The sequence below is a fragment of the Sphingomonas sp. CCH9-E2 genome (assembly GCF_001557215.1).
In the GTDB taxonomy this organism is placed as follows: domain Bacteria; phylum Pseudomonadota; class Alphaproteobacteria; order Sphingomonadales; family Sphingomonadaceae; genus Sphingomonas.
On sequence record NZ_LSJM01000237.1, the window covers coordinates 1 to 19,185 of the forward strand.

The following is a 19,185-nucleotide window of genomic DNA, read 5'->3' on the forward strand; positions in this document are numbered from 1 at the left end:
CCCCAACCCCTCCCCTGAAGGGGAGGGGCTAGAGAAGGTCAATATCCAGCCGCCCGCGCCAGCGCGTCGGCGTGATAGTTGGTATCGCCGAACAGCTCCGCCAGCACGCGCCCGCGCTTCATGTAGAAGCCGATATCATATTCGTCGGTCATGCCGATGCCGCCATGCATCTGGACGCCCTCCTGCACCGCCAGCGTCGAGGCCATGCCGGCCATTGCCTTGGCGACCGACACCGCCTCGTCCGCCCGGGCGTCGCCGGCATCGAGCAATTGCTGAGCCTTGAGCACTGCCGCGCGGGCGACCTCCAGCTCCGAATAGAGATGCGCCGCGCGATGCTGCAGCGCCTGGAAGCTGCCGATCAGCACGCCGAACTGCTTGCGTTCTTTCAGATACTGGACGGTCATGTCCATCGCGCCGCCGCCGACGCCCAGCATCTCCGCCGCCGCGCCCGTACGCCCGGCGCCGAGCAGCGCGTTGAGCACCGCGCGGCCGCCATCGACCTCACCGATCACCGCATCGGCATCGACCTCGACCCCGTCGAACGTCATGCGCGCGGCGAGGCTCGCGTCGGCGAGCCGCTGCGGATCGGCGGTGAGGTTCGCCGCGTCCTTGGGAACCGCGAACAGCGTCACGCCATCGGCATCCTCGGGAGCGCCAGCGGTGCGCGCGGCGACGATCAGCAGGTCGGCGACATGGCCATGCGCGACGAACTGCTTCGCCCCGGTCAGCTTGAAGCCATTGCCCGAGCGCTCGGCCTTCATGCCGATCGCATCGCCATGCTTGGCGCGCTCGTCGATCGCCAGCGCGGCGACGGTCTCGCCCGAAAGGATGCCGGGGAACCAGCGTTCACGCTGCGCAGTGCCGTTCAGCGCCGCGACCGCTGCGACCGCGGTGGTGAGGAAGGGGGAGGGGGACAGGTTGCGCCCGATCTCCTCCAGCACCACCCCAGCCTCGACATGGCCGAGGCCAAGGCCGCCATCGGCCTCCGGGATCAGGATGCCGGTAAAGCCCATCTCGGCGAACTGCTTCCACAGGTCGCGGGAAAAGCCGGTCGCGTCGTTGGCGTCGCGCAGCGCGCGCATATGGCTGACCGGCGCTGCTTCGCTCACAAATTGCTGTGCGCTCTCGCGGAGCATGGTCTGTTCGTCGTTGAGGTAGAGTGGCATTTTCTTCTTTCCTTCTCCCTCTCCCGCCTTCGCGGGAGAGGGTCGGGGTGAGGGTCTTCTTCTTTCTTCCGACTGCTCGAAGAAGAAGACCCTCACCGCTGCGACTAGGCAGCAAGCTGCCAAGTCTCGCTGCCTCTCCCGCGAAAGCGGGAGAGGCGTTATGCTGTCACGCCGGCAGCTCCAGGATCCGCTTGGCAACGATGTTGAGCTGGACCTCGCTCGTCCCGCCCTCGATCGAATTGGCCTTGGTCCGCAGCCACGCACGCGGCTTCGCGCCGCCGTTGGAGCGTTCGCTTTCCCATTCCAGCGTATCAGACCCGCCGCTCGCCATGATCAGCTCGTGGCGGTCCTTGTTCAGCTCGGTGCCATAATATTTCATCATCGACGGCTGGGCGGGGTGCGCCTGTCCGGCCTTCAGCTGGTCGATGAACCGCTCCGACATTGCCGAGAATGCCTTGGACCGCACCTCGAACAGTGCCAGCTGCGCGCGCAGGATCGGGTCGGCGAGGCGGCCCTGCGCGTCTAGCCCGATGGTAGCGATCGCCCCCTCGATCAGCGGGTTGCCGCCGGGGGAGGCGAGGCCCATACCGCTGATCATCTCGCGCTCGTGGCCGAGCAGATATTTGGCGACGTCCCAGCCCTTGTTCTCGTCGTGGACGCGATTCTTCTTGGGCACACGGACATTGTCGAAGAACGTCTCGCAAAAGGGCGAGTAACCGCTGATCAGCAGGATCGGCTTGGTCGATACGCCGGGCGACTCCATGTCGAACAGCAGGAAGCTGATCCCGCCCTGCTTGCTCTCCTTGCTGGTGCGCACCAGGCAGAAGATCCAGTCGGCCTTGTCGGCATAGCTGGTCCACACCTTCTGCCCGTTGACGATGTAATCGTCGCCATCGCTGACCGCGCTGGTGGCGAGGCCAGCCAGGTCGCTTCCCGCATTCGGCTCGGAATAGCCCTGGCACCAGCGGATCTCGCCGCGCGCGATTCGGGGCAGATGCTCCAGCTTCTGCTCCTCGGTCCCGTATTTCAGCAGCGCCGGGCCGAGCATCGAGATGCCGAAGCTGTTCAGCGGGTTGCGGCAGTTGAGCGCCGCCATTTCCTCGCGCAGGATCTTGGTCTCCGCCGGCGACAGTCCACCGCCGCCATATTCCTTGGGCCAGTCGGGCACGGTCCAGCCGCGCGCGGCCATGCGGTCCATGTACAGCTTCTGGTCGGGGTTCTTGCTGTAATCGGCCTTGCGCCCGCCCCAATTGGCGTCGCCCTCGCCGCGCATCGGCTGGCGCATTGACGCCGGGACATTGGCCTCCAGCCAGGCGCGGGTCTCCGCGCGGAATGTGTCGAGATCGGTCATGATGGCTCCTCGTCCAGCAAAGCGGCGATGCGGCGCGCGGTCGCGATCGCAAGATGGTCGTGATTGAGGTCGGTCAGCACCTGCACCCCGGTCGGCAGGCCGTTGGCGGTCCCGGCCGGGAAGGTGGTGGCGGGCAGCCCCGGATAGGTGACGAGCCCCGCCCAGGCGAGGTGCGCGTCATAACCGCTTTCCACGCCATCAATGTCGAGCGTCCGCTCCACCTGCGGGCGCGGATCGTGCGGAAAGGCCTGGGTCGCGGCGGGCGGGGCGATCACCGCATCCACCTCGGCAAACAGCGTTGCCCATGCGCGCGTGTTGCGCGCCTGCGCATCGAGCATCGACAAATAGGGGAGCAGGCGCGGCAGCGTGTCGTGCAGTGTCGGATCGGACCGCGCGAACACCGTGCCGAGCAGCGCGGTGTACGCGTCATGCTGCGCCATCAGGTCGGGCAGGGCAGGGTGGGCGCGGATGACTTCGACCCCATCGCGCGCCAGCGCCTCGGCCGCGCGCTCGACCCCCTTGACCACGGCAGCAGCGGTCGCCGTCGCCGGATGCGCGGTCAGCGCCAGCACGCGCCGGGCTGGCGCTGCCGCGCGCGGCAGGGGCAGGTCGGCGAGCAGGTCGAGCAGCAACGGCAGATCGCCCCCGTGCCGCGCCATCGGCCCGATGACGCCCAGCACGGCATCCGCACCATCGCTGCCGGGGAAGCGGTGGCCATAGCCGTTCAGCGCGCCATAGCTCGGCTTATGCCCCCACACGCCGCAGAAATGCGACGGCACCCGGATCGACCCGCCAATGTCGCTGCCCAGCTCGATCGGGACGTAGCCGGCCGCCAGCGCCGCCGCTGCGCCGCCCGAGCTGCCGCCGCAGGTGCGGCTCGGGTCGTGCGGATTGCTGGTGCGGCCATAGATTGAATTGACGCTCTGCCAGTCGCCCAGCGCCTTGGGCACATTGGTCTTGCCGAGAATGACCGCGCCCGCCGCTTTGAGCCGCTGCACCGCGACCGCATCGCTGGTGGCGATGTTGCCAGCCGCGTGGCTAAAGCCCCAGCTGGTCGGGAGCCCAGCGACGTCGAACGCCTCCTTGACTGTCATCGGCACCCCCAGCAGCGGACGGCGCTCGCCGCGCGCTACCGCCGCATCGGCCTCGTCCGCCGCCGCCAGCGCCCGGTCGAAATCGCGCACCACTACCGCGTTGATCGCACCGTCCCCGGCCTCGATCCGCGCGATCGCGGCTTCGCATTCCGCACGCGCGCTCGTCTCGCCCGCCGCGATTGCGGTGGCGATGTCGATCGCGGACGCGCGCGCCAAGGTCATCCCGGTGCGCCCGTCCGCTGGATCAGCTCGATCTCATGCCCCTCGGGGTCGAGCAGGAAGGTCAGCCGCGCGCCGGGCAATTCGTGCGGGCCGTGCAGCGGACGCGCGCCATGCGCGATCGCGCGCGCCGCTGCCGCATCCAGATCGGCGGTGGTCAGGCCGACCGGGCCATGCCCGTTGCCGACCGTCACCTCCCGCCCGTCGCTGTGGTGGAACAACACCAGCGTAAAGGGCTGGCCGGGCAGGTTGAGCATCGACTCCTCCAGCCCGGGCAGCACCACGCGATTGCTCACCGCGAAGCCAAAGGTGTCGCAGTAGAACCGCTCCATCGCGGCAAGATCCCGCACGACCAGCTTGAAGAAGCCGAGGCGGAAGCGCAGCGCCTCCACCGCGCCCGTCTCCACGCCGGTCGCTGCGGCATCAGCCATTGAAGCGCTCGCCCTTCTCGGCCTTGTCCTTCAGCAGCTGCGCGACCGGGAAGCCATGCTTCTCCAGCCCCGCGACGATGGTCTTGAGGCCGACCGTGTCCGCCCAGAACATCGGACCGCCGCGATAGACCGGCCAGCCATAGCCATAGATCCACACGACATCGATGTCCGACGCGCGCTGCGCCATGCCTTCCTGCAGGATCAGCGCGCCTTCGTTGACCATCGTGTACAGCGTGCGCTCGATGATCTCCTCGGCGGTCACGTCATGCTGCACCGCGCCGGTCTTCTTGCGGAAATCCTCGATGATCTCGGCGACGCGCGGGGACGGCGAGGGGTTCCGCTTGTCGTCATAGTCGTAGAAGCCGGCCTGCTTCTTCTGGCCCCAGCGGCCTTCGGCGGCGAGCGCGTCGCGGATGCTCTCGATCCGGGTCGGGTCGCGGTGCCAGCCAATGTCGACACCGGCCAGATCGCTCATCTGGAACGGGCCCATCGGCATGCCGAATTCGACATGGACGCGGTCGACCTGTTCCGGGGTCGCGCCTTCCATCAGCAGCTTCATCGCCTCGACCTGACGCGGCATCAGCATGCGGTTGCCGATAAAGCCGTGGCACACGCCCGCGACCACCGCGACCTTCTTGATCTTCTTGGCGACGTCCATGACGGTCGCCAGCACGTCCTTGTCGGTCTTCGCGCCGCGCACGATTTCCAGCAGCTTCATGACATTGGCGGGCGAGAAGAAGTGCATGCCGACGACATCGCCGGGACGGCTGGTCGATGCCGCAATCTCGTCGATGTTGAGGTAGCTGGTGTTGGACGCCAGGATCGCGCCCGGCTTGCAGATCGTGCTGAGCTTGCCGAAAATGTCCTTCTTGACGTCCATATTCTCATAGACGGCCTCGATCACCAGGTCGCAGTCGGCGAGGTCGTCCATGCTCAGCGTCGGGGTCAGCAGACCCATCGCCGCTTCGACCTGCTCGGGCTTGATCCGGCCCTTGGCGGCGCTGCCCTCGTAATTCTTGCGCATCACGCCGGTGCCGCGGTCGAGCGCTTCCTGCTGCATCTCGACGATCGTCACCGGGATTCCGGCCGACAGGAAGTTCATCGAAATGCCGCCGCCCATCGTACCGGCGCCGATCACGCCGACCTTCTTGATCGGGCGCAGCTGCGTATCTTCCGGCACGTCGTCGATCTTCGCAGCCTTGCGCTCGGCGAAGAAGATGTGGCGCATCGCGGCCGACTGCGTGCCCATGATCAGCTTCATGAAGCCGTTGCGCTCACGCACCACGCCCTCGGCATAGGGCTTGTCGACGGTTTCCTCGATCACCTTGATGATCTCTTCGGGCGCGTCGAAGCCGCGGAAACGCTTGGCGTTGGTCTTGCGGAACGCGTCGAACACGCCCGCCTCGACGCTGACCGGCTTTTCGCTGGCGCGGGGCAGGGGGCGGGCATCGGCCACTTCCTTGGCATAGGCGATGGCGTCGGCGGTCAGGCTGTCCTCACCCGCCATGCGATCGACCAGGCCAGCAGCCTGCGCGACCTTGGCCGGGACCGGATCGCCCTTTGCCGCCAGCTCGAGCGCGAACTCGACGCCCGCGACGCGCGGCAGCCGCTGCGTGCCGCCCGCGCCCGGCAGGATGCCGAGCTTCACTTCGGGCAGACCGAACTTCGCCGAGGGCACGGCGATCCGGTAATGGCACGCCAGCGCAACCTCGCACCCGCCGCCCAGCGCAGTGCCGTGAACCGCCGCGACGACGGGCTTCTCGCTTGCCTCGATCGTGTCGACCACGGTCGGCAGCCCCGGCTCCTGCATCGGCTTGCCGAATTCGGTGATGTCGGCCCCGGCAAAGAAGGTGCGCCCGTCGCAGCGGATCACCGCGGCCTTCAGGCTGTCGTCGCTGTTCAGCTCCTTGATCGCCGCGTCCAGCCCCTGCCGCACCGCCGCGCCCAGCGCGTTCACCGGCGGGTTGTTCGAGGTGATGACGAGGATATCGCCCTGCTTTTCGGTGGTGATGGGGGAAGTCATGTAACGCTCTCCTGCAATCAAAATCGTCATCCCCGCGAAAGCGGGGACCCATCTCCCGCCGCTGCACCCAGCGGAACAGTCAGGAGATGGGCCCCCGCTTTCGCGGCGGTGACGATGAAATGGGTTTCGGCCCCGCGCATCATGTCAAAGCCGAATAGATCATCGTCTTCAGCTCGCGCCGGATCGGGTAGAGACCCGACGGCGACAGCTGGGTCATGAACACCATCGTGATCCGCTCGACCGGATCGACGAAGAAGGCGGTCGAAAACATCCCGCCCCAGTAGAATTCCCCGACGCTGCCCGGGATCATCGATCGCGCGACGTCGATGTTCATCGCAAAGCCCAGGCCAAAGCCGGTGCCGGCATTCTGCGTCTCGCTGAACAGCGACCGCGACAGGCTCGACAAATCCCTGCCGCCGGGCAGGTGGTTCATCACCATCAGGTCGAGCGTCTTGCGCCCGATGATCCGCGCGCCGTCCAGCGTCCCGCCATTGAGCAGCATCGTGCAGAAGCGGTGATAATCGAGCGCGGTCGAAACCAGCCCGCCGCCGCCCGACAACAAAGTCGGCTTGCGGCTCCACGCCGATTGGGCGCCCCGATCATACATCACCCGGCCTTCGCCGGCCTTGAACGTGTAGCAATCGGTCAGCCGGTCGGCCTTGTCCTCCGGCACCCAGAAGCCGGTGTCGTGCATGCCGAGCGGCGCGAAGATGTGATCCTGGAAATAGGCGTCGAGCTTCTGCCCCGACACCCGCTCGACCACCGCACCCAGTACATCGGTCGCGACCGAATAATTCCACGCCTCGCCCGGCGAGAATTCGAGCGGCAGCTTGCCCAGCGCCGCGACGAACCCGTCCAGATCGAGATGGCCGTGCCAATTCTCGATCCGCCCCTCGCGATAGGCCGCATCGACATTGCCGCGATTCTGAAAGCCATAGGTGAGGCCCGATGTATGCCGCAGCAGATCGATCATCCGCATCGGCTCGGTCGTCGGCTTTGTCACGAACGGCACCCCGCCGCCGCCACCGTTATAGACGCCCAGCCCCTTGAACTCGGGCAGGACGTGATGGACCGGGGTGTCGAGCGCGACCGTCCCTTGCTCGACCAATTGCATGAACGCGATCGACGTCACCGGCTTGGTCATCGACGCGATGCGGTAGATGGATGTCTCGTCCACCGCGGCGCCGCCCTCCCGCGCCGCACCCTGATGGCTGAAATGCGCGATCTTGCCGTCGCGGGCGATCAGCAACTGGGCGTTGGGCAGTTTCCCCGAGTCGAGGTAGCGCGCCTTGACGAACGCATCGATGCGGGCGAGCCGATCGGCGTCGAAGCCGCTTTCCGTAGCGGTAGCGAGGGCGGTTGAGTCCATACCTCTAATTCGAATCCTCGTTCCGGGGTGTTCGCCTTTGTGTCGCTTCCCTATTGCGTTGAGCGGCTAATGAATCAAGAATGAAGTGTGAAGCCGGTCAGCGGAATCGCCAAACCGGACATTCAACAACGAATTTTGGAGAGACCCGCCTTGGCCCCCGAACCGCTCATCCCGCTCGACCCGTCCTGGCCGAAGATGACGCTGGCGCAAGCTCAGGCGCTGATGACTGCGCCCGGCCAGAAGCTGGAAATGGAAGAAATCGAGATTCGCGGCATCAAGACGCGGGTGTGGAAGAACGCCCCGCCGCACCTCGCCGCGCTGCTCCACCTGTCACGCACCCATGGCGAGCGTATCTTCACCATCCATGAAGATGAGCGCGTCAGCTTCGAAGCGAATTTCCGCGCGACCGCGCACCTCGCCACCAAATTGCGCGAAATGGGGGTGGTGAAGGGCGACCGCGTCGCGCTGGCGATGCGCAACACGCCCGAATGGCCGGTGATCTTCTTCGCCGCGGTCAGCATCGGTGCGATCCTCGTCCCGCTCAACGCGTGGTGGACCGGCGGGGAGCTCGATTACGGCCTGCGCGATTCGGGATCGAAGGTGTTGTTCCTCGACGGCGAACGCTTCGCCCGGCTGCAAAAGCGGCTGCCCGACCTGCCCGACCTGCAGCGTACCATCGTCAGCCGCTGGGACGCCGATCTGCCCGAGGGCGTCGACAAGCTCGAAGACCTGATCGGCGCGCCCAACGACTGGGCATCGTTGCCCGACGTCCCGCTCCCCGCCGAACCGACCTTGGGGCCGGAGGACGACGCGACGATCTTCTACACCAGCGGCACCACCGGCTCGCCCAAGGGCGCGCTTGGCACCCACCGCAACCTCTGCACCAACATCATGTCGGGCGGGTACGCCGCCGCGCGCTCGTACCTGCGCCGGGGCGAAATGCCGCCCGAGCCGCAGCCCAAGGTCGGCCTGCTGGTCATCCCGCTGTTCCACGTCACCGCCTGCTCGGCCAGCCTGATGGGCACGCTCGCGTCGGGCAACACCGCGATCTTCATGCGCAAATGGGACGTGGTCGAGGCGATGGAGATCATCCAGCGCGAGAAGGTGAACCTGACCGGCGGCGTGCCGACCATCGCCTGGCAAATCCTGGAGCATCCCGACCGCCACAAATACGACCTCTCCAGCCTCGAGGCGATCGCCTATGGCGGCGCACCCTCGGCGCCGGAGCTGGTCAAGCGCATCTTCACCGAGTTCGGCGCGCTGCCCGGCAATGGCTGGGGGATGACCGAGACGATGGCGACGGTGACCAGCCATTCGAGTGAGGATTATTTGAACCGCCCGACCAGCGCCGGCCCACCCGTGCCGGTCGCCGACCTCAAGATCATGGACGCGGACGGCGTCAACGAACTCCCCGTGGGCGAAGTCGGCGAGCTATGGGCCAAGGGTCCGATGATCGTGAAGGGCTATTGGAACAAGCCCGAAGCGACTGCCGAATGCTTCCGCGACGGCTGGGTCCGCACCGGCGATCTGGCGAAGCTGGACGAGGAAGGCTTCCTCTACATCGTCGACCGCGCCAAGGACATGATCATCCGCGGCGGCGAGAATATCTACTCGTCCGAGGTGGAGGACGTGCTCTACGCCCACCCCGCCGTCACCGACTGTGCCCTGATCGGCATCCCGCACAAGACGCTGGGCGAGGAGCCCGCTGCGGTGGTCCACCTCGCACCCGGGATGGAAGCGACCGAGGCCGAGCTGCAGGCCTGGGTCCGCGAACGGCTGGCGATCTTCAAGACCCCGGTCGCGATCAAGTTCGTCGCGGAAACGCTGCCGAGGAACGCGAACGGGAAGATCTTGAAGAAGGATCTGAAGGCGTTGTTTGTCGAGGAGGGGGTGGCTTAGAACGCACAGATCGACTGGGGTTCGACGTCCTTCGTATCCGTGATCCAGCACGCCGGGCGGGTTGAGTCACGGTGATATGTCCAGAGCATTGCAACGAACTTCGCAGGTCCGAAGACTTCAAAGACACGTGGTTTGTGGCCGTCGAGCACAACCCTCAGTGAGCGGGCATCAGTTCCGTCGAGATCGACCTGAAAGCTCCCATCCCCGAATAGCGGGGTGAATACACACCGCGACTGCGGACCGCGATCGATCTGACAGGTCGCGATACGCGAGGGGCCGCTGCGATCCACACGCGCGACCATCGGCGAGTTTGGGACAGTTTGAAGAAGAAGAAGCGCAAGGATCGGCGACATTTCGTCAGGATCGTGGCGCTGACCGGGCCAGTCAATCCTCGACCTTATGATCGCCGGGACACGCGTCCCCCTCTCGTCACCCCGGGCTTAACCCGGAGCCCATCTCCGGAACTCTCCAAACGCTGGACGGTGAGGGTGCCATCAGCGGTTCGAATCGAACCACAAATCCCGCCAGTCGGGATTCATCTCCTCGATCAGCGCGATTTTCCATTCACGCCGCCACTTCTTGATCCGCTTTTCGCGAACGATAGCGGCGTGAATGTCCTCGTGAAATTCCGCGTAGACGAGATGCATCGCCCGATGCTCAGCGGCAAAGCTGCTGCCGGTGCCGTCGCGATGCTGGGCGACCCGTTTAGCGATATCGGCGGTCACCCCAGTGTAGAGGACCCCGTTCTTACGGTTGGTGACGATGTAGACATATCCGCCCAACGACCGTCTCCACCTGAGGCGCGTCCGGGAGATGGGCCCCCGCTTTCGCGGGGGTGACGGTTAGATTTCTCCATCACCCCCGCATGCGCAGTTCAGCCCGCTACCTCACCAAATCTTCACCCGCTGCTCGGGCGGCAGGTACAGCGCGTCGCCCGGCTTCACGTTGAACGCGACGTACCACGCGTCGACATTGCGGACGATGCCGTTGACGCGATACTTGGCCGGGCTGTGCGGGTCGGTCAGCAGGCGCTGGCGCTCGGCGTCCTCGCGCACCTTGGCCTGCCAGGCCTGGGCATAGGACAGGAAGAAGCGCTGGTCGCCGGTCAGGCCGCCGATCACCGGCGCCTTGCCATGCTTGGCCTGGTAACGCTGATACGCGCCATAGGCCATTTCGATGCCGCCCAGATCGCCGATATTCTCGCCCAAAGTCAGCTTGCCGTTGATCTTGGTGCCGGGGATCGGCTCATAGGCGTTGAACTGCTCGACCAGCGCGGCAGTGCGCTTGCCGAAGGCGGCCTTGGCTTCGGGCGTCCACCAGTTGGCGAACTTGCCGTCGGGGCCGAACTGGCTGCCCTGATCGTCAAAGCCATGGCCGATCTCGTGCCCGATGATCGCGCCGATCGCGCCATAGTTGACCGCCGGGTCCGCCTTGGCATCGAAATAGGGTGCCTGCAGGATCGCGGCAGGGAAGGTGATCTGGTTCATCAGCGGGTTGTAGTATGCGTTCACCGTCTGCGGCGTCATGTCCCACGCCGCGCGGTCGACCGGCTTGCCCAGCTTCGACAGCTGATATTGCTGCCCCCATTCGCGTGCCGCCACCATGTTGCCGAGCAGGTCGCCGCGGCTGATCTTCATGCTCGAATAGTCGATCCACTTTTCCGGGTGGCCGACGCGCGGGTCGAACGCGGCGAGCTTGGCCAGCGCCTTTTCCTTGGTTGCGGCGTCCATCCACTGATTGGCCTTCAGCCGCTCCTCAAGGCTCGCGCGCAGGTCGACGATCAGCTCGTTCATCTTGGCCGAGCTCTCGGGCGGATAGTGGCGCGCGACGTAAATCTCGCCGACCGCCTCGCCCAGCGCGCCGTTGACCAGCTGAATGCCGCGCTTCCACCGCTCGCGCTTCTGCGGGGTGCCCGACAGTGTCTTGGCGTAGAAGTTGAACGAGGCATCGTCGAACGCCTTGGGCAGGTACGCCGCGTTGGACGAGATGAAGTGGAACGTCATCCAGTCCTGCCAGGTCGATACCGGCACCTCGGCGAACATCTTGCCCAAAGCCGTCAGCGCGGTGTCGTTGCCCATGATCATCTTGGGCATCGCCGCGACACCCGCAGTGTCCATCATCGCCGGCCAGTCGAACTCGGGTGCCAGCTTCGCCATCCCCGCCCGGTCCATCGGCTTGTACAGCGCCATGACGTTGCGGTTCTGCTCGGGGCTCCAGTGAACCTTGGCCATCGCGGTTTCGAACGCGACGATGGTATCGGCCTTCTTGGCGGCATCGGCGATCCCGGCGAGCGTCAGCACCTGCTCGACATAGGCGCGATAGGCGGCGCGGAACTTGTCGTATTTCTCGCCTTCCAGCAGATAATAGTCGCGCGCCATGCCCAGCGTGCCCTGGCTGGCGAAGGCGGTGTACTGGGTCGGGTCGGCCAGGTCGGGGATGATCCCGATTTCGACCGGGCTGGCATAGCCGACGCTGGCGAACAGCGTCTGCAGCTTGGCGCGATCGTTCGCCGCGGCGATCTTCGCCAGATAGGGCTTGAGCGGGGCGGTGCCGCGCGCCTCGATCCCGGCCTCGTCCATCCAGCTGGCATAGAGGTCGCCGATCTGCTGGCCCTTGGCGCCGAACTGGCCGGGATTCTTGGCCATATCGTCGAGGATCGCCCGCACCGACACTTCGGCTTCGTCGGTCAGCTTGACGCCATAGCCCGCCGACGCGCGATCCGCCGCGATCTCGACCGACTTGGCCCAGCCGCCATTGACATAGGACCAGAAGTCATCGCCCGGCTTGACGCTCTTGTCCTGCCCGCTCAGCTCCAAGCCGACGGAGCCGTAGCGCGGCCCCGCGCTCTGCGACAGCGCCGGCGCGGTCAGCGCGAGTGCGGCAACACCCAGCGTCAGGCGCGCGAAAACATTGATCCTCATGGACAAATTCCCCCACAGACTCGGTAGTGTATTGTGTTACCATAACGGTGAGCGGAAGGTGGCGCAATGCTGCTCACACGCCGCATCGGGGCGACGGGGGGAGGGTCAGGCGAGAACCCCCGCCACCGCCTTCGCCCACCCGTCCAGCCGCGCCGCCCGCGCATCGGCATCCATCGCCGGTTCGAACATCTCGACCCGGCCGCGCATCGCCGCCGCTTCCTCCAGCCCGGCAAACAGCCCGCAACCGACCCCCGCCAGCATCGCCGCGCCCAGCGCCGTCGTCTCGGTGAACGCCGGCCGCTCGACCGTCACGCCCAGCACATCGGCCAGATCCTGCGCGATCCAGTCATTGGCGACCATGCCGCCATCGATCCGCAGCCGCGACCAGTCGCAGCCATCGGCGGCAAAGGCGGCCTTGAGGTCATGGCTCTGGTGCGCCATCGCCTCCAGCGCGGCGCGCACGACATGCGCCTTGCCGCTGGCGAGGCTCAGCCCACTGATCGCCCCGCGCGCTTCGGGTTCCCAATATGGTGCGCCAAGCCCCGACAAGGCCGGCACGAAATACACCCCGCCATTGTCCGCGACGCTGCGCGCCAGCGCCTCGGTCTCGCGCGCGTCGGCAATCAGGCCGAGCGAATCGCGCAGCCATTTGACCACGCTCCCCGCGACGAACACCGACCCCTCGATCGCATAGGTCCGCTTGCCGCCGAGCTGGCACAACACCGTCGACAACAGCCGGTGGCGTGAGGTCGGCTGGCGCTCCCCGGCATTGGTCAGCACGAACGCGCCGGTGCCATAGGTCGCCTTGGTCTCGCCCGGCGCCAGGCACGCCTGCCCGATCGTCGCCGCCTGCTGGTCGCCCGCAAGGCCACAGATCGGGATACGCCCGCCGAACAGCGTCGTCTCCCCGAACCGCCCCGCGCAATCGACAATCTCGGGCAGCGCCCCACGCGGGCAATCGAACAGGTCGAGCAGTCCGTCGCTCCACCCGCCGCTGCCCAGGCCCATCAGCAAGGTGCGCGACGCGTTGGTCGCGTCGGTGACGTGCAAGCCCCCCCCATTTTCATTGGCCGTCAGCTTCCACACCAGCCAGCTGTCGACCGTCCCGATTGCCAGCCGCTCGCCCGCGTCGCGCAGCTGCGGCCAGTTCGCCATCGCCCAGGCGATCTTGGTCCCGCTGAAATAGGGGTCGAGCAGCAATCCGGTGCGCGCCTGCACGCCGGGTTCCTCGCCGCGTTCCTTGAGGTCGCGGCACAGATCGGCGCTGCGCCGGTCCTGCCACACGATTGCGGGGGCGAGCGGCTGGCCAGTCTCGCGGTCCCAGAACACGATGGTCTCGCGCTGGTTGGTGATGCCGATCGCCGCGATCGCGTCGGCTCCGCCCGCGCGTTCGATCATGGTCATCGCGCAATTGGCGGATTCGGCCCAGATCTGCTCGGCGTCATGCTCGACCCAGCCGGGCCGTGGATAGGATTGGGTCAGGGGAACGGCGATGCTGTCGAGACAGCGACCGTCCGGGGCGAATAGCATCGCGCGGGTTGAGGTCGTCCCCTCGTCGATGACCAGCAGAATCTCTCCCATATTGATAGGTTAGCCGGGATTACATCCCGCGCAAATCGCGCTAGGATTCGCTTGAGAGGTAAAACGCGTGGACGAAGCTTTTGGCAATGATCGGCGCAGCGAAGGGGAGGGCGGTACGCCCGACTCGCCGTCACATTTCGTGCCCGTCGTCCCGCCCGCCGACCATGAGACCGAGGCGGAAAATCGCCGCGACCGCCTGCTCGCCGGGCTGACGCTGATGGCCGGGATCGGCCTCGTCCTCGCCATCCCGTTCGCGCTCAAGGCCGGGTCGCCCTTCTTCCTGCCGCTCACCGCCGCGATCGTGATCGCCATCGCCCTTGTGCCGATCCTCGAATGGCTGGAGCGGCATCGCGTGCCCGCGCCGCTTGCCGCGCTGATCTGCCTGTTGCTGTTCCTGACCGCCGCGAACGCCGCGCTCGCGTCGATCGTCGTCCCCGCCTGGGGTTGGCTGTCGATCCTTCCCGAGCGGATCGACAATATCCAGTCGAACGTGAAGCCGCTGATCGACTTTTACTCGAACTTCGAAAACTTCGTGAACAAGACGATCCAGGACCTCGCCCAGTCGCGCCCGATGCAGCCGGTCGAGACTGCGGGGCAGGCGCCGCCGCGCTCGATCCTCGAACTTGCCGCGACCAGCGCGCCGACCGCGCTGATCGAAATGTTCTTCGCGGTGCTTGTCATCTATTTCTTCCTGTCGGGCTGGACCCGGCTGCGGCGCAATGCGATCACCAGCCGCACCAGCTTCGGCGGCGCGATGGCCACCGCGCGGGTGATTCAGGACGTGGTCGACGACACCTCGGCCTATCTCGGCACGATCACGATGATCAATGTCGGGCTGGGGCTGACGGTGGCGGGTGCGCTGTGGCTGATCGGCATGCCGACGCCGCTGATGTGGGGCGGCATCGTCGCGTTGCTCAATTACATTCCCTATCTCGGCCCGATCTTTGCCGCCGGTTTCCTTGCGGTCGGTGGGCTGATGACCTTTCAGGACGTGTGGAATGCCTTGCTGCCGGCCGCGATCATGATCGGGCTGCACACGATCGAGGCGAATCTGATCACCCCGCTGGTGGTCGGGCGGCGGCTGACGATCAATCCGATCATGATCCTGATTTCGCTGTCCTTCTGGGGCTGGGTATGGGGCACGCCTGGGGCGCTGCTGGCGGTGCCGCTGCTGATCATCATCCAGACCGTGCTCAACGCTGCGGGCAAGCCCGACATCGCCGGATTCCTGTTCGAACACGGCACGCTGGTCGCGCGCGGAAACCCCGCCGCGCCGCGCCCGCAAATTATGCGCGAAAGCGGTGTTGACAGCCCCGGACCGCCCGGTTAGGTGCCGCGCTCTCGCAAGGGACTGCGCTTCGGCGCCAGGGTCATGCGGGTGTAGCTCAGTTGGTTAGAGCGCCGGCCTGTCACGCCGGAGGTCGCGGGTTCGAGCCCCGTCACTCGCGCCACCCCCTATCGGGTGGCCCGCCCCCTCACTCTACATCACCGATCGTCAGCGGCACCAGCGCGCTCTGCTTGTGCACGCGCTTGATGAAGCTCGTCTCATAGCGCCGCACCGCCGGGTCGTTCTGAAACAGCCGCTCGGCCAGCGCGTTGTAATCCGCCATGTCGCGCACGCAGACCAGTACCGCCAGGTCGTCCGCCCCCGCGACATCGAGGATCATCTGCACGGCATCCTCGGCGGCGAGCGATGCGCGCAGCGCCGCGATCCCGCGCGCCTCGGCATGTTCGTGCACCTGCACCCGCACCAGCGCGCGCAGCCGCCGTGCGGTCAGCTTCGGCGCCAGCATCGCCACATCGGCCGCGACCAATCCCTCGCTGCGCAGCCGCCGCACGCGCCGTGTCACTGCCGATGCCGACAGTGGTACAGCCCGCGCCAGCGTCTCGGCAGTCGCCAGCGAATCGCGCTGCAGCAGGTTGAGAAGTTGAATATCGAACGCGTCGAGCTTGCTCATATCCGGCGCACATCCACTCCCCGATGCCGATTTTCGGCACATAGTGTGCCACCATCGGCTGCAAAAGGCGTGTTGGTCAAGTATAACACTCCCCGTGAAATGCGACGGAGAGATGTGATGCGTAAGCAAGTGATGGCAGCGGCGATCCTGGCGACCCTGGCGCCGGCGGCGATGGCACAGAGCGACGCCCCAGCGTCGGCGACCGCGCCCGCCTATGACGCGGCGGCGGCAAAGGCGGCGGTGGCGACGCTGGCCGACGAGCTGGAGAAGAATTTCGTCTTCCCCGACACCGCCAAGCGCTACGCCGCAGCGCTGCGCACAAAGCTCGCAGCGGGCGGCTATGACGGCCTGACCGACGGCTATGCGCTCGCCACCGCAGTCACCGCCGATCTCCAGGCGATCGCCCCCGACGGCCATCTCGCCATGTTCGCGCCCGGCGGCCCGCAGTCGCAGCGCGTCGGCCAACCCTCGACCCAGCAGCAGATCGGCAACGCCCCGCTGCCCCCGCCTGCGATGGAACAGGCCGGGATGATCGCGCCCGGCATCGCCTATGTCCGCTTCAACGGCTTTTTCGGCGAGGCGGAAACGCTCAAGGCGTTCACCGCCTTTCTCGACCAGCATGCCGGCGCAAAGACGCTGATCATCGACGCGCGCACGCATCGCGGGGGCGGCCTGGACGAGATGGACGTGCTCTTCCCGCGCATCTTCGATAAGCCGCAGGCGGTGATGATCATGGACACGCGCGCGTCCTTCGCCGCCCAGGCCGGGCCGTTGCCGTTCCGTTCGCTGGTCAAGGTCGATGCCCCCGCCGAACTCGCGCGGACCGAGCATCGCGTCACCCCGCTCAGCCCGGCAAGTCCTTGGGCCAAGACCAAAATCTATTATCTCACCTCGCCGCGCACCGCGTCGGCTGCCGAGCATCTCGCGTCGGTGTTCAAGGGCACGAAGCGCGCGACGCTGATCGGCGAAACCACCGCCGGGGCGGGCCATTATGGCGGCACCGCGCCGCTCGGCGGCGGCTATTCGGCGTTTATTCCGGTCGGACGCAGCTATTTCCCCGGCGGCGAGAGCTGGGAGCAGGTGGGGGTGAAGCCCGACATCGCGGTTGCCCCCGAACGCGCGCTCTACGAAGCGCTGACCCGCGAAGGCGTGCCCGCCGCGCAGGCCGAGGCGCTGTCGGCATCGCACATGCCCAAGGGGCCGATGGTACGCCGCGGGCCCGCCAAGCGCTGAACCGGTCGCAACGGCCGGCGCTATCCACAGCCGGGTGGCGCCGCCCCCTTGCACCCCCCGGCACAGCCGCTAAACGCGCCCGTTCACCACAGTTATGGAGCGGGACATGAGCGACTCGATTTCGGCCGAGCAGCTGCGCCTTCTGATCGAGCGGATCGAGCGGCTGGAAGAAGAAAAGAAGGGCATCAGCGACGACATCAAGGACGTCTATGGCGAGGCCAAGGCGACCGGTTTCGACGCCAAGATCATGCGCACCATCATCCGCCTGCGGAAGATGGAGAAGCACCAGCTCGACGAGCAGGACGCGCTGCTCGAAACCTACCGCGCCGCGCTGGGGATGCAGTAAGCGCACAACCCACTTTCTCGTCGTCCCGGGCTGGATCCGGGACAGGGCTACTTCTTCCTCCGCCGAAGAAGGGGAGCCCGGCCCCGGGTCAAGCCCGGGGCGACGGTGTGGCGGGCGGGGCATTGCCGCCGCACACCCCGCCGCCCTAAAATGCCCCCTCCCAACAGGAGACCCGCATGATTCTCACCACCACCAGCAGCGTCGATGGTCACGCCGCCACCCGCTATCACGGCATCGTCACCGCCGAAGTGATCATCGGCGCGAACATCTTCCGCGACCTGTTCGCCGGGATCCGCGACATCGTCGGCGGCCGATCGGGCAGCTATGAGCGCCCGCTCAAGGACGCGCGCAAGACCGCGCTCGACGAACTGCGCGACGAAGCCCGCGCGCTGGGCGCGAACGGCGTGATCGGCATCGATTTCGATTATGAAGTGATCGGCAAGAACGGCTCGATGCTGATGGTCTCCGCCTCGGGCACCGCGGTGACGCTCAGCGGGGTTTGAGGCGCGTCCCTCCTGACTCGTCACCCCGGCCTTGTGCCGGGGTCCACTCTTCCGCGCGTCCGGCGCTCAAGCCTCCTGCTCCGCGCTTGCCTCCCGGTGGACCCCGGCACGAGGCCGGGTGACGAAAGCCAGTGCAAAACCCCCGGTTGCACCCAAACCCGCCCTTGCCCTAGAGACGCCCGCACCAGATTCCAGAAGAGCGATCCATGGCAGGCCATTCCAAGTTCAAGAACATCATGCACCGCAAGGGCGCGCAGGATAAGAAGCGCTCGGGCATGTTCAGCAAGCTCAGCCGCGAAATCACCGTCGCGGCCAAGATGGGCCTGCCCGATCCCGACATGAACCCGCGCCTGCGCGCTGCGGTCAACGCGGCCAAGGCGCAGTCGATGCCCAAGGACAATATCCAGCGCGCGATCGACAAGGCGAGCAAGGGCGACGCGGAGAATTACGAGGAAATCCGCTATGAGGGCTTCGGCCCCGGCGGTGTATCGCTGATCATCGAGGCGCTGAGCGACAACCGCAACCGCACCGCCACCAATGTCCGCACCGCGGTGTCCAAGAATGGGGGTAATCTCGGCGCATCCGGATCGGTCAGCCATGCCTTCGACCGCGTCGGGCTGATCACCTATCCCGCGAGCGTCGGCGACGCCGAAAAGGTGTTCGAGGCCGCACTCGAAGCCGGTGCAGAGGACGTCACCTCGTCCGACGACGGCCACGAAATCTGGACCGCCAGCGCCGACCTGCACGAGGTCGCCAAGGCGCTCGAACCCGTGCTCGGCGAGGCCGAGGGCGCGAAGCTCGCGTGGAAGCCGCAGACGATGGTCGAGGTAAGCGAGGACGATGCCGCGACTTTGTTCAAGCTGATCGACGCGCTCGACGACGACGACGACGTCCAGACCGTCTGGGGCAATTACGAAGTCTCGGACGAGGTGATGGCCAAGCTGGGGTGAGATGCCCTTGCTAATCCTCCCCCGCCAGGGGGAGGTGTCAGCTTAGCTGACGGAGGGGGAGGAACCGAGGCGCCCAAGGCGACAGCACACAGCCGTCCTCCCCCTCCGTCGCCTTCGGCGCCACCTCCCCCTGGCGGGGGA

At 66.4% G+C, this 19,185-nt stretch carries 16 protein-coding genes and 1 tRNA gene; 7 read left to right on the forward strand and 10 right to left on the reverse strand.

The genetic code is table 11. The features are described 5' to 3' along the window. Positions 1-38: 38 nt before the first annotated feature. The 6 genes from AX681_RS11135 to AX681_RS11160 form a co-directional block, all read right to left on the reverse strand. On the reverse strand, positions 39-1,166 hold the full coding sequence (locus AX681_RS11135) for an acyl-CoA dehydrogenase family protein (protein ID WP_066665054.1): 1,128 nt from the start codon (positions 1,164-1,166) through the stop codon (positions 39-41). Between the two features lie 166 nt (positions 1,167-1,332). Next, positions 1,333-2,520 carry an acyl-CoA dehydrogenase family protein gene (locus tag AX681_RS11140; protein WP_066682249.1) on the reverse strand — a complete coding sequence of 396 codons (1,188 nt, stop codon included), beginning with the start codon at positions 2,518-2,520 and terminating at the stop codon, positions 1,333-1,335. After that, positions 2,514-3,833 (reverse strand): amidase family protein, encoded by a 1,320-nt coding sequence (locus tag AX681_RS11145; protein WP_066655870.1) that lies wholly within the window; start codon positions 3,831-3,833, stop codon positions 2,514-2,516. The genes AX681_RS11140 and AX681_RS11145 overlap by 7 nt, the downstream gene beginning before the upstream one ends. After that, the gene (locus AX681_RS11150) at positions 3,830-4,261 is read right to left on the reverse strand and encodes a VOC family protein (RefSeq protein WP_066655867.1); all 432 of its coding nucleotides are present in this window, start codon (positions 4,259-4,261) and stop codon (positions 3,830-3,832) included. Before AX681_RS11150 ends, AX681_RS11145 begins: the two co-directional genes overlap by 4 nt. Continuing rightward, complete coding sequence (locus AX681_RS11155) at positions 4,254-6,284, reverse strand: 3-hydroxyacyl-CoA dehydrogenase NAD-binding domain-containing protein (RefSeq protein WP_066682252.1); 2,031 nt, start codon at positions 6,282-6,284, stop codon at positions 4,254-4,256. Before AX681_RS11155 ends, AX681_RS11150 begins: the two co-directional genes overlap by 8 nt. 139 nt (positions 6,285-6,423) lie before the next feature. Beyond that, the gene (locus tag AX681_RS11160) at positions 6,424-7,653 is read right to left on the reverse strand and encodes a serine hydrolase domain-containing protein (RefSeq protein WP_066660063.1); all 1,230 of its coding nucleotides are present in this window, start codon (positions 7,651-7,653) and stop codon (positions 6,424-6,426) included. A 195-nt stretch (positions 7,654-7,848) separates the two neighbouring features. Between AX681_RS11160 and AX681_RS11165 the strand changes: the two genes are divergently transcribed. Next, positions 7,849-9,552 carry a class I adenylate-forming enzyme family protein gene (locus tag AX681_RS11165; RefSeq protein WP_082737951.1) on the forward strand — a complete coding sequence of 568 codons (1,704 nt, stop codon included), beginning with the start codon at positions 7,849-7,851 and terminating at the stop codon, positions 9,550-9,552. A 494-nt stretch (positions 9,553-10,046) separates the two neighbouring features. Here the strand turns inward: AX681_RS11165 and AX681_RS11175 are convergent, their stop codons facing one another. From AX681_RS11175 to glpK, 3 genes are all read right to left on the reverse strand, one after another. Then, positions 10,047-10,334, reverse strand: coding sequence for a GIY-YIG nuclease family protein (locus AX681_RS11175; RefSeq protein WP_066660067.1), 288 nt, complete (start codon positions 10,332-10,334; stop codon positions 10,047-10,049). A gap of 105 nt (positions 10,335-10,439) precedes the next feature. Beyond that, positions 10,440-12,473, reverse strand: coding sequence for a M13 family metallopeptidase (locus AX681_RS11180; RefSeq protein ID WP_066660069.1), 2,034 nt, complete (start codon positions 12,471-12,473; stop codon positions 10,440-10,442). Positions 12,474-12,578: 105 nt separating this feature from the next. After that, positions 12,579-14,054, reverse strand: a complete 1,476-nt coding sequence (gene glpK / locus AX681_RS11185) for a glycerol kinase GlpK (protein ID WP_066660071.1) — start codon at positions 14,052-14,054, stop codon at positions 12,579-12,581. Between the two features lie 67 nt (positions 14,055-14,121). Between glpK and AX681_RS11190 the strand changes: the two genes are divergently transcribed. Then, positions 14,122-15,384 (forward strand): AI-2E family transporter, encoded by a 1,263-nt coding sequence (locus AX681_RS11190; RefSeq protein ID WP_066660074.1) that lies wholly within the window; start codon positions 14,122-14,124, stop codon positions 15,382-15,384. A gap of 44 nt (positions 15,385-15,428) precedes the next feature. After that, positions 15,429-15,505: transfer RNA gene (locus tag AX681_RS11195), tRNA-Asp, on the forward strand. Positions 15,506-15,529: 24 nt separating this feature from the next. On the opposite strand, the gene AX681_RS11200 is transcribed toward AX681_RS11195, so the two are convergent. Further along, entirely contained in the window at positions 15,530-16,012 is a 483-nt protein-coding gene (locus tag AX681_RS11200; RefSeq protein WP_066660076.1) for an Lrp/AsnC family transcriptional regulator, read from the reverse strand. Between the two features lie 117 nt (positions 16,013-16,129). On the opposite strand from AX681_RS11200, the gene AX681_RS11205 reads away from it, so the two are divergent. The 4 genes from AX681_RS11205 to AX681_RS11220 all read left to right on the forward strand — a co-directional run bounded on the left by AX681_RS11205 (position 16,130) and on the right by AX681_RS11220 (position 19,044). Continuing rightward, entirely contained in the window at positions 16,130-17,245 is a 1,116-nt protein-coding gene (locus tag AX681_RS11205; RefSeq protein WP_197421917.1) for a S41 family peptidase, read from the forward strand. 106 nt (positions 17,246-17,351) lie between these two features. Continuing rightward, a complete protein-coding gene (locus AX681_RS11210) occupies positions 17,352-17,591 on the forward strand; it encodes a DUF2312 domain-containing protein (protein ID WP_066660091.1) in 240 nt (79 codons plus the stop codon). Between the two features lie 176 nt (positions 17,592-17,767). Beyond that, positions 17,768-18,094, forward strand: coding sequence for a heavy metal-binding domain-containing protein (locus AX681_RS11215; RefSeq protein ID WP_066660082.1), 327 nt, complete (start codon positions 17,768-17,770; stop codon positions 18,092-18,094). A 206-nt stretch (positions 18,095-18,300) separates the two neighbouring features. Further along, positions 18,301-19,044, forward strand: a complete 744-nt coding sequence (locus tag AX681_RS11220) for a YebC/PmpR family DNA-binding transcriptional regulator (protein ID WP_066660085.1) — start codon at positions 18,301-18,303, stop codon at positions 19,042-19,044. Positions 19,045-19,185: the final 141 nt, after the last annotated feature.

Coding starts and splice junctions, on each gene's coding strand:
- glpK (WP_066660071.1), bottom strand. CDS start 14,054: ATGGGAGAGATTCTGCTGGTCATCGACGAGGGGACGACCTCAACCCGC.
- AX681_RS11200 (WP_066660076.1), bottom strand. CDS start 16,012: ATGAGCAAGCTCGACGCGTTCGATATTCAACTTCTCAACCTGCTGCAG.
- AX681_RS11155 (WP_066682252.1), bottom strand. CDS start 6,284: ATGACTTCCCCCATCACCACCGAAAAGCAGGGCGATATCCTCGTCATC.
- AX681_RS11205 (WP_197421917.1), top strand. CDS start 16,130: ATGCGTAAGCAAGTGATGGCAGCGGCGATCCTGGCGACCCTGGCGCCG.
- AX681_RS11135 (WP_066665054.1), bottom strand. CDS start 1,166: ATGCCACTCTACCTCAACGACGAACAGACCATGCTCCGCGAGAGCGCA.
- AX681_RS11220 (WP_066660085.1), top strand. CDS start 18,301: ATGGCAGGCCATTCCAAGTTCAAGAACATCATGCACCGCAAGGGCGCG.
- AX681_RS11210 (WP_066660091.1), top strand. CDS start 17,352: ATGAGCGACTCGATTTCGGCCGAGCAGCTGCGCCTTCTGATCGAGCGG.
- AX681_RS11215 (WP_066660082.1), top strand. CDS start 17,768: ATGATTCTCACCACCACCAGCAGCGTCGATGGTCACGCCGCCACCCGC.
- AX681_RS11165 (WP_082737951.1), top strand. CDS start 7,849: ATGACGCTGGCGCAAGCTCAGGCGCTGATGACTGCGCCCGGCCAGAAG.
- AX681_RS11150 (WP_066655867.1), bottom strand. CDS start 4,261: ATGGCTGATGCCGCAGCGACCGGCGTGGAGACGGGCGCGGTGGAGGCG.
- AX681_RS11180 (WP_066660069.1), bottom strand. CDS start 12,473: ATGAGGATCAATGTTTTCGCGCGCCTGACGCTGGGTGTTGCCGCACTC.
- AX681_RS11160 (WP_066660063.1), bottom strand. CDS start 7,653: ATGGACTCAACCGCCCTCGCTACCGCTACGGAAAGCGGCTTCGACGCC.
- AX681_RS11145 (WP_066655870.1), bottom strand. CDS start 3,833: ATGACCTTGGCGCGCGCGTCCGCGATCGACATCGCCACCGCAATCGCG.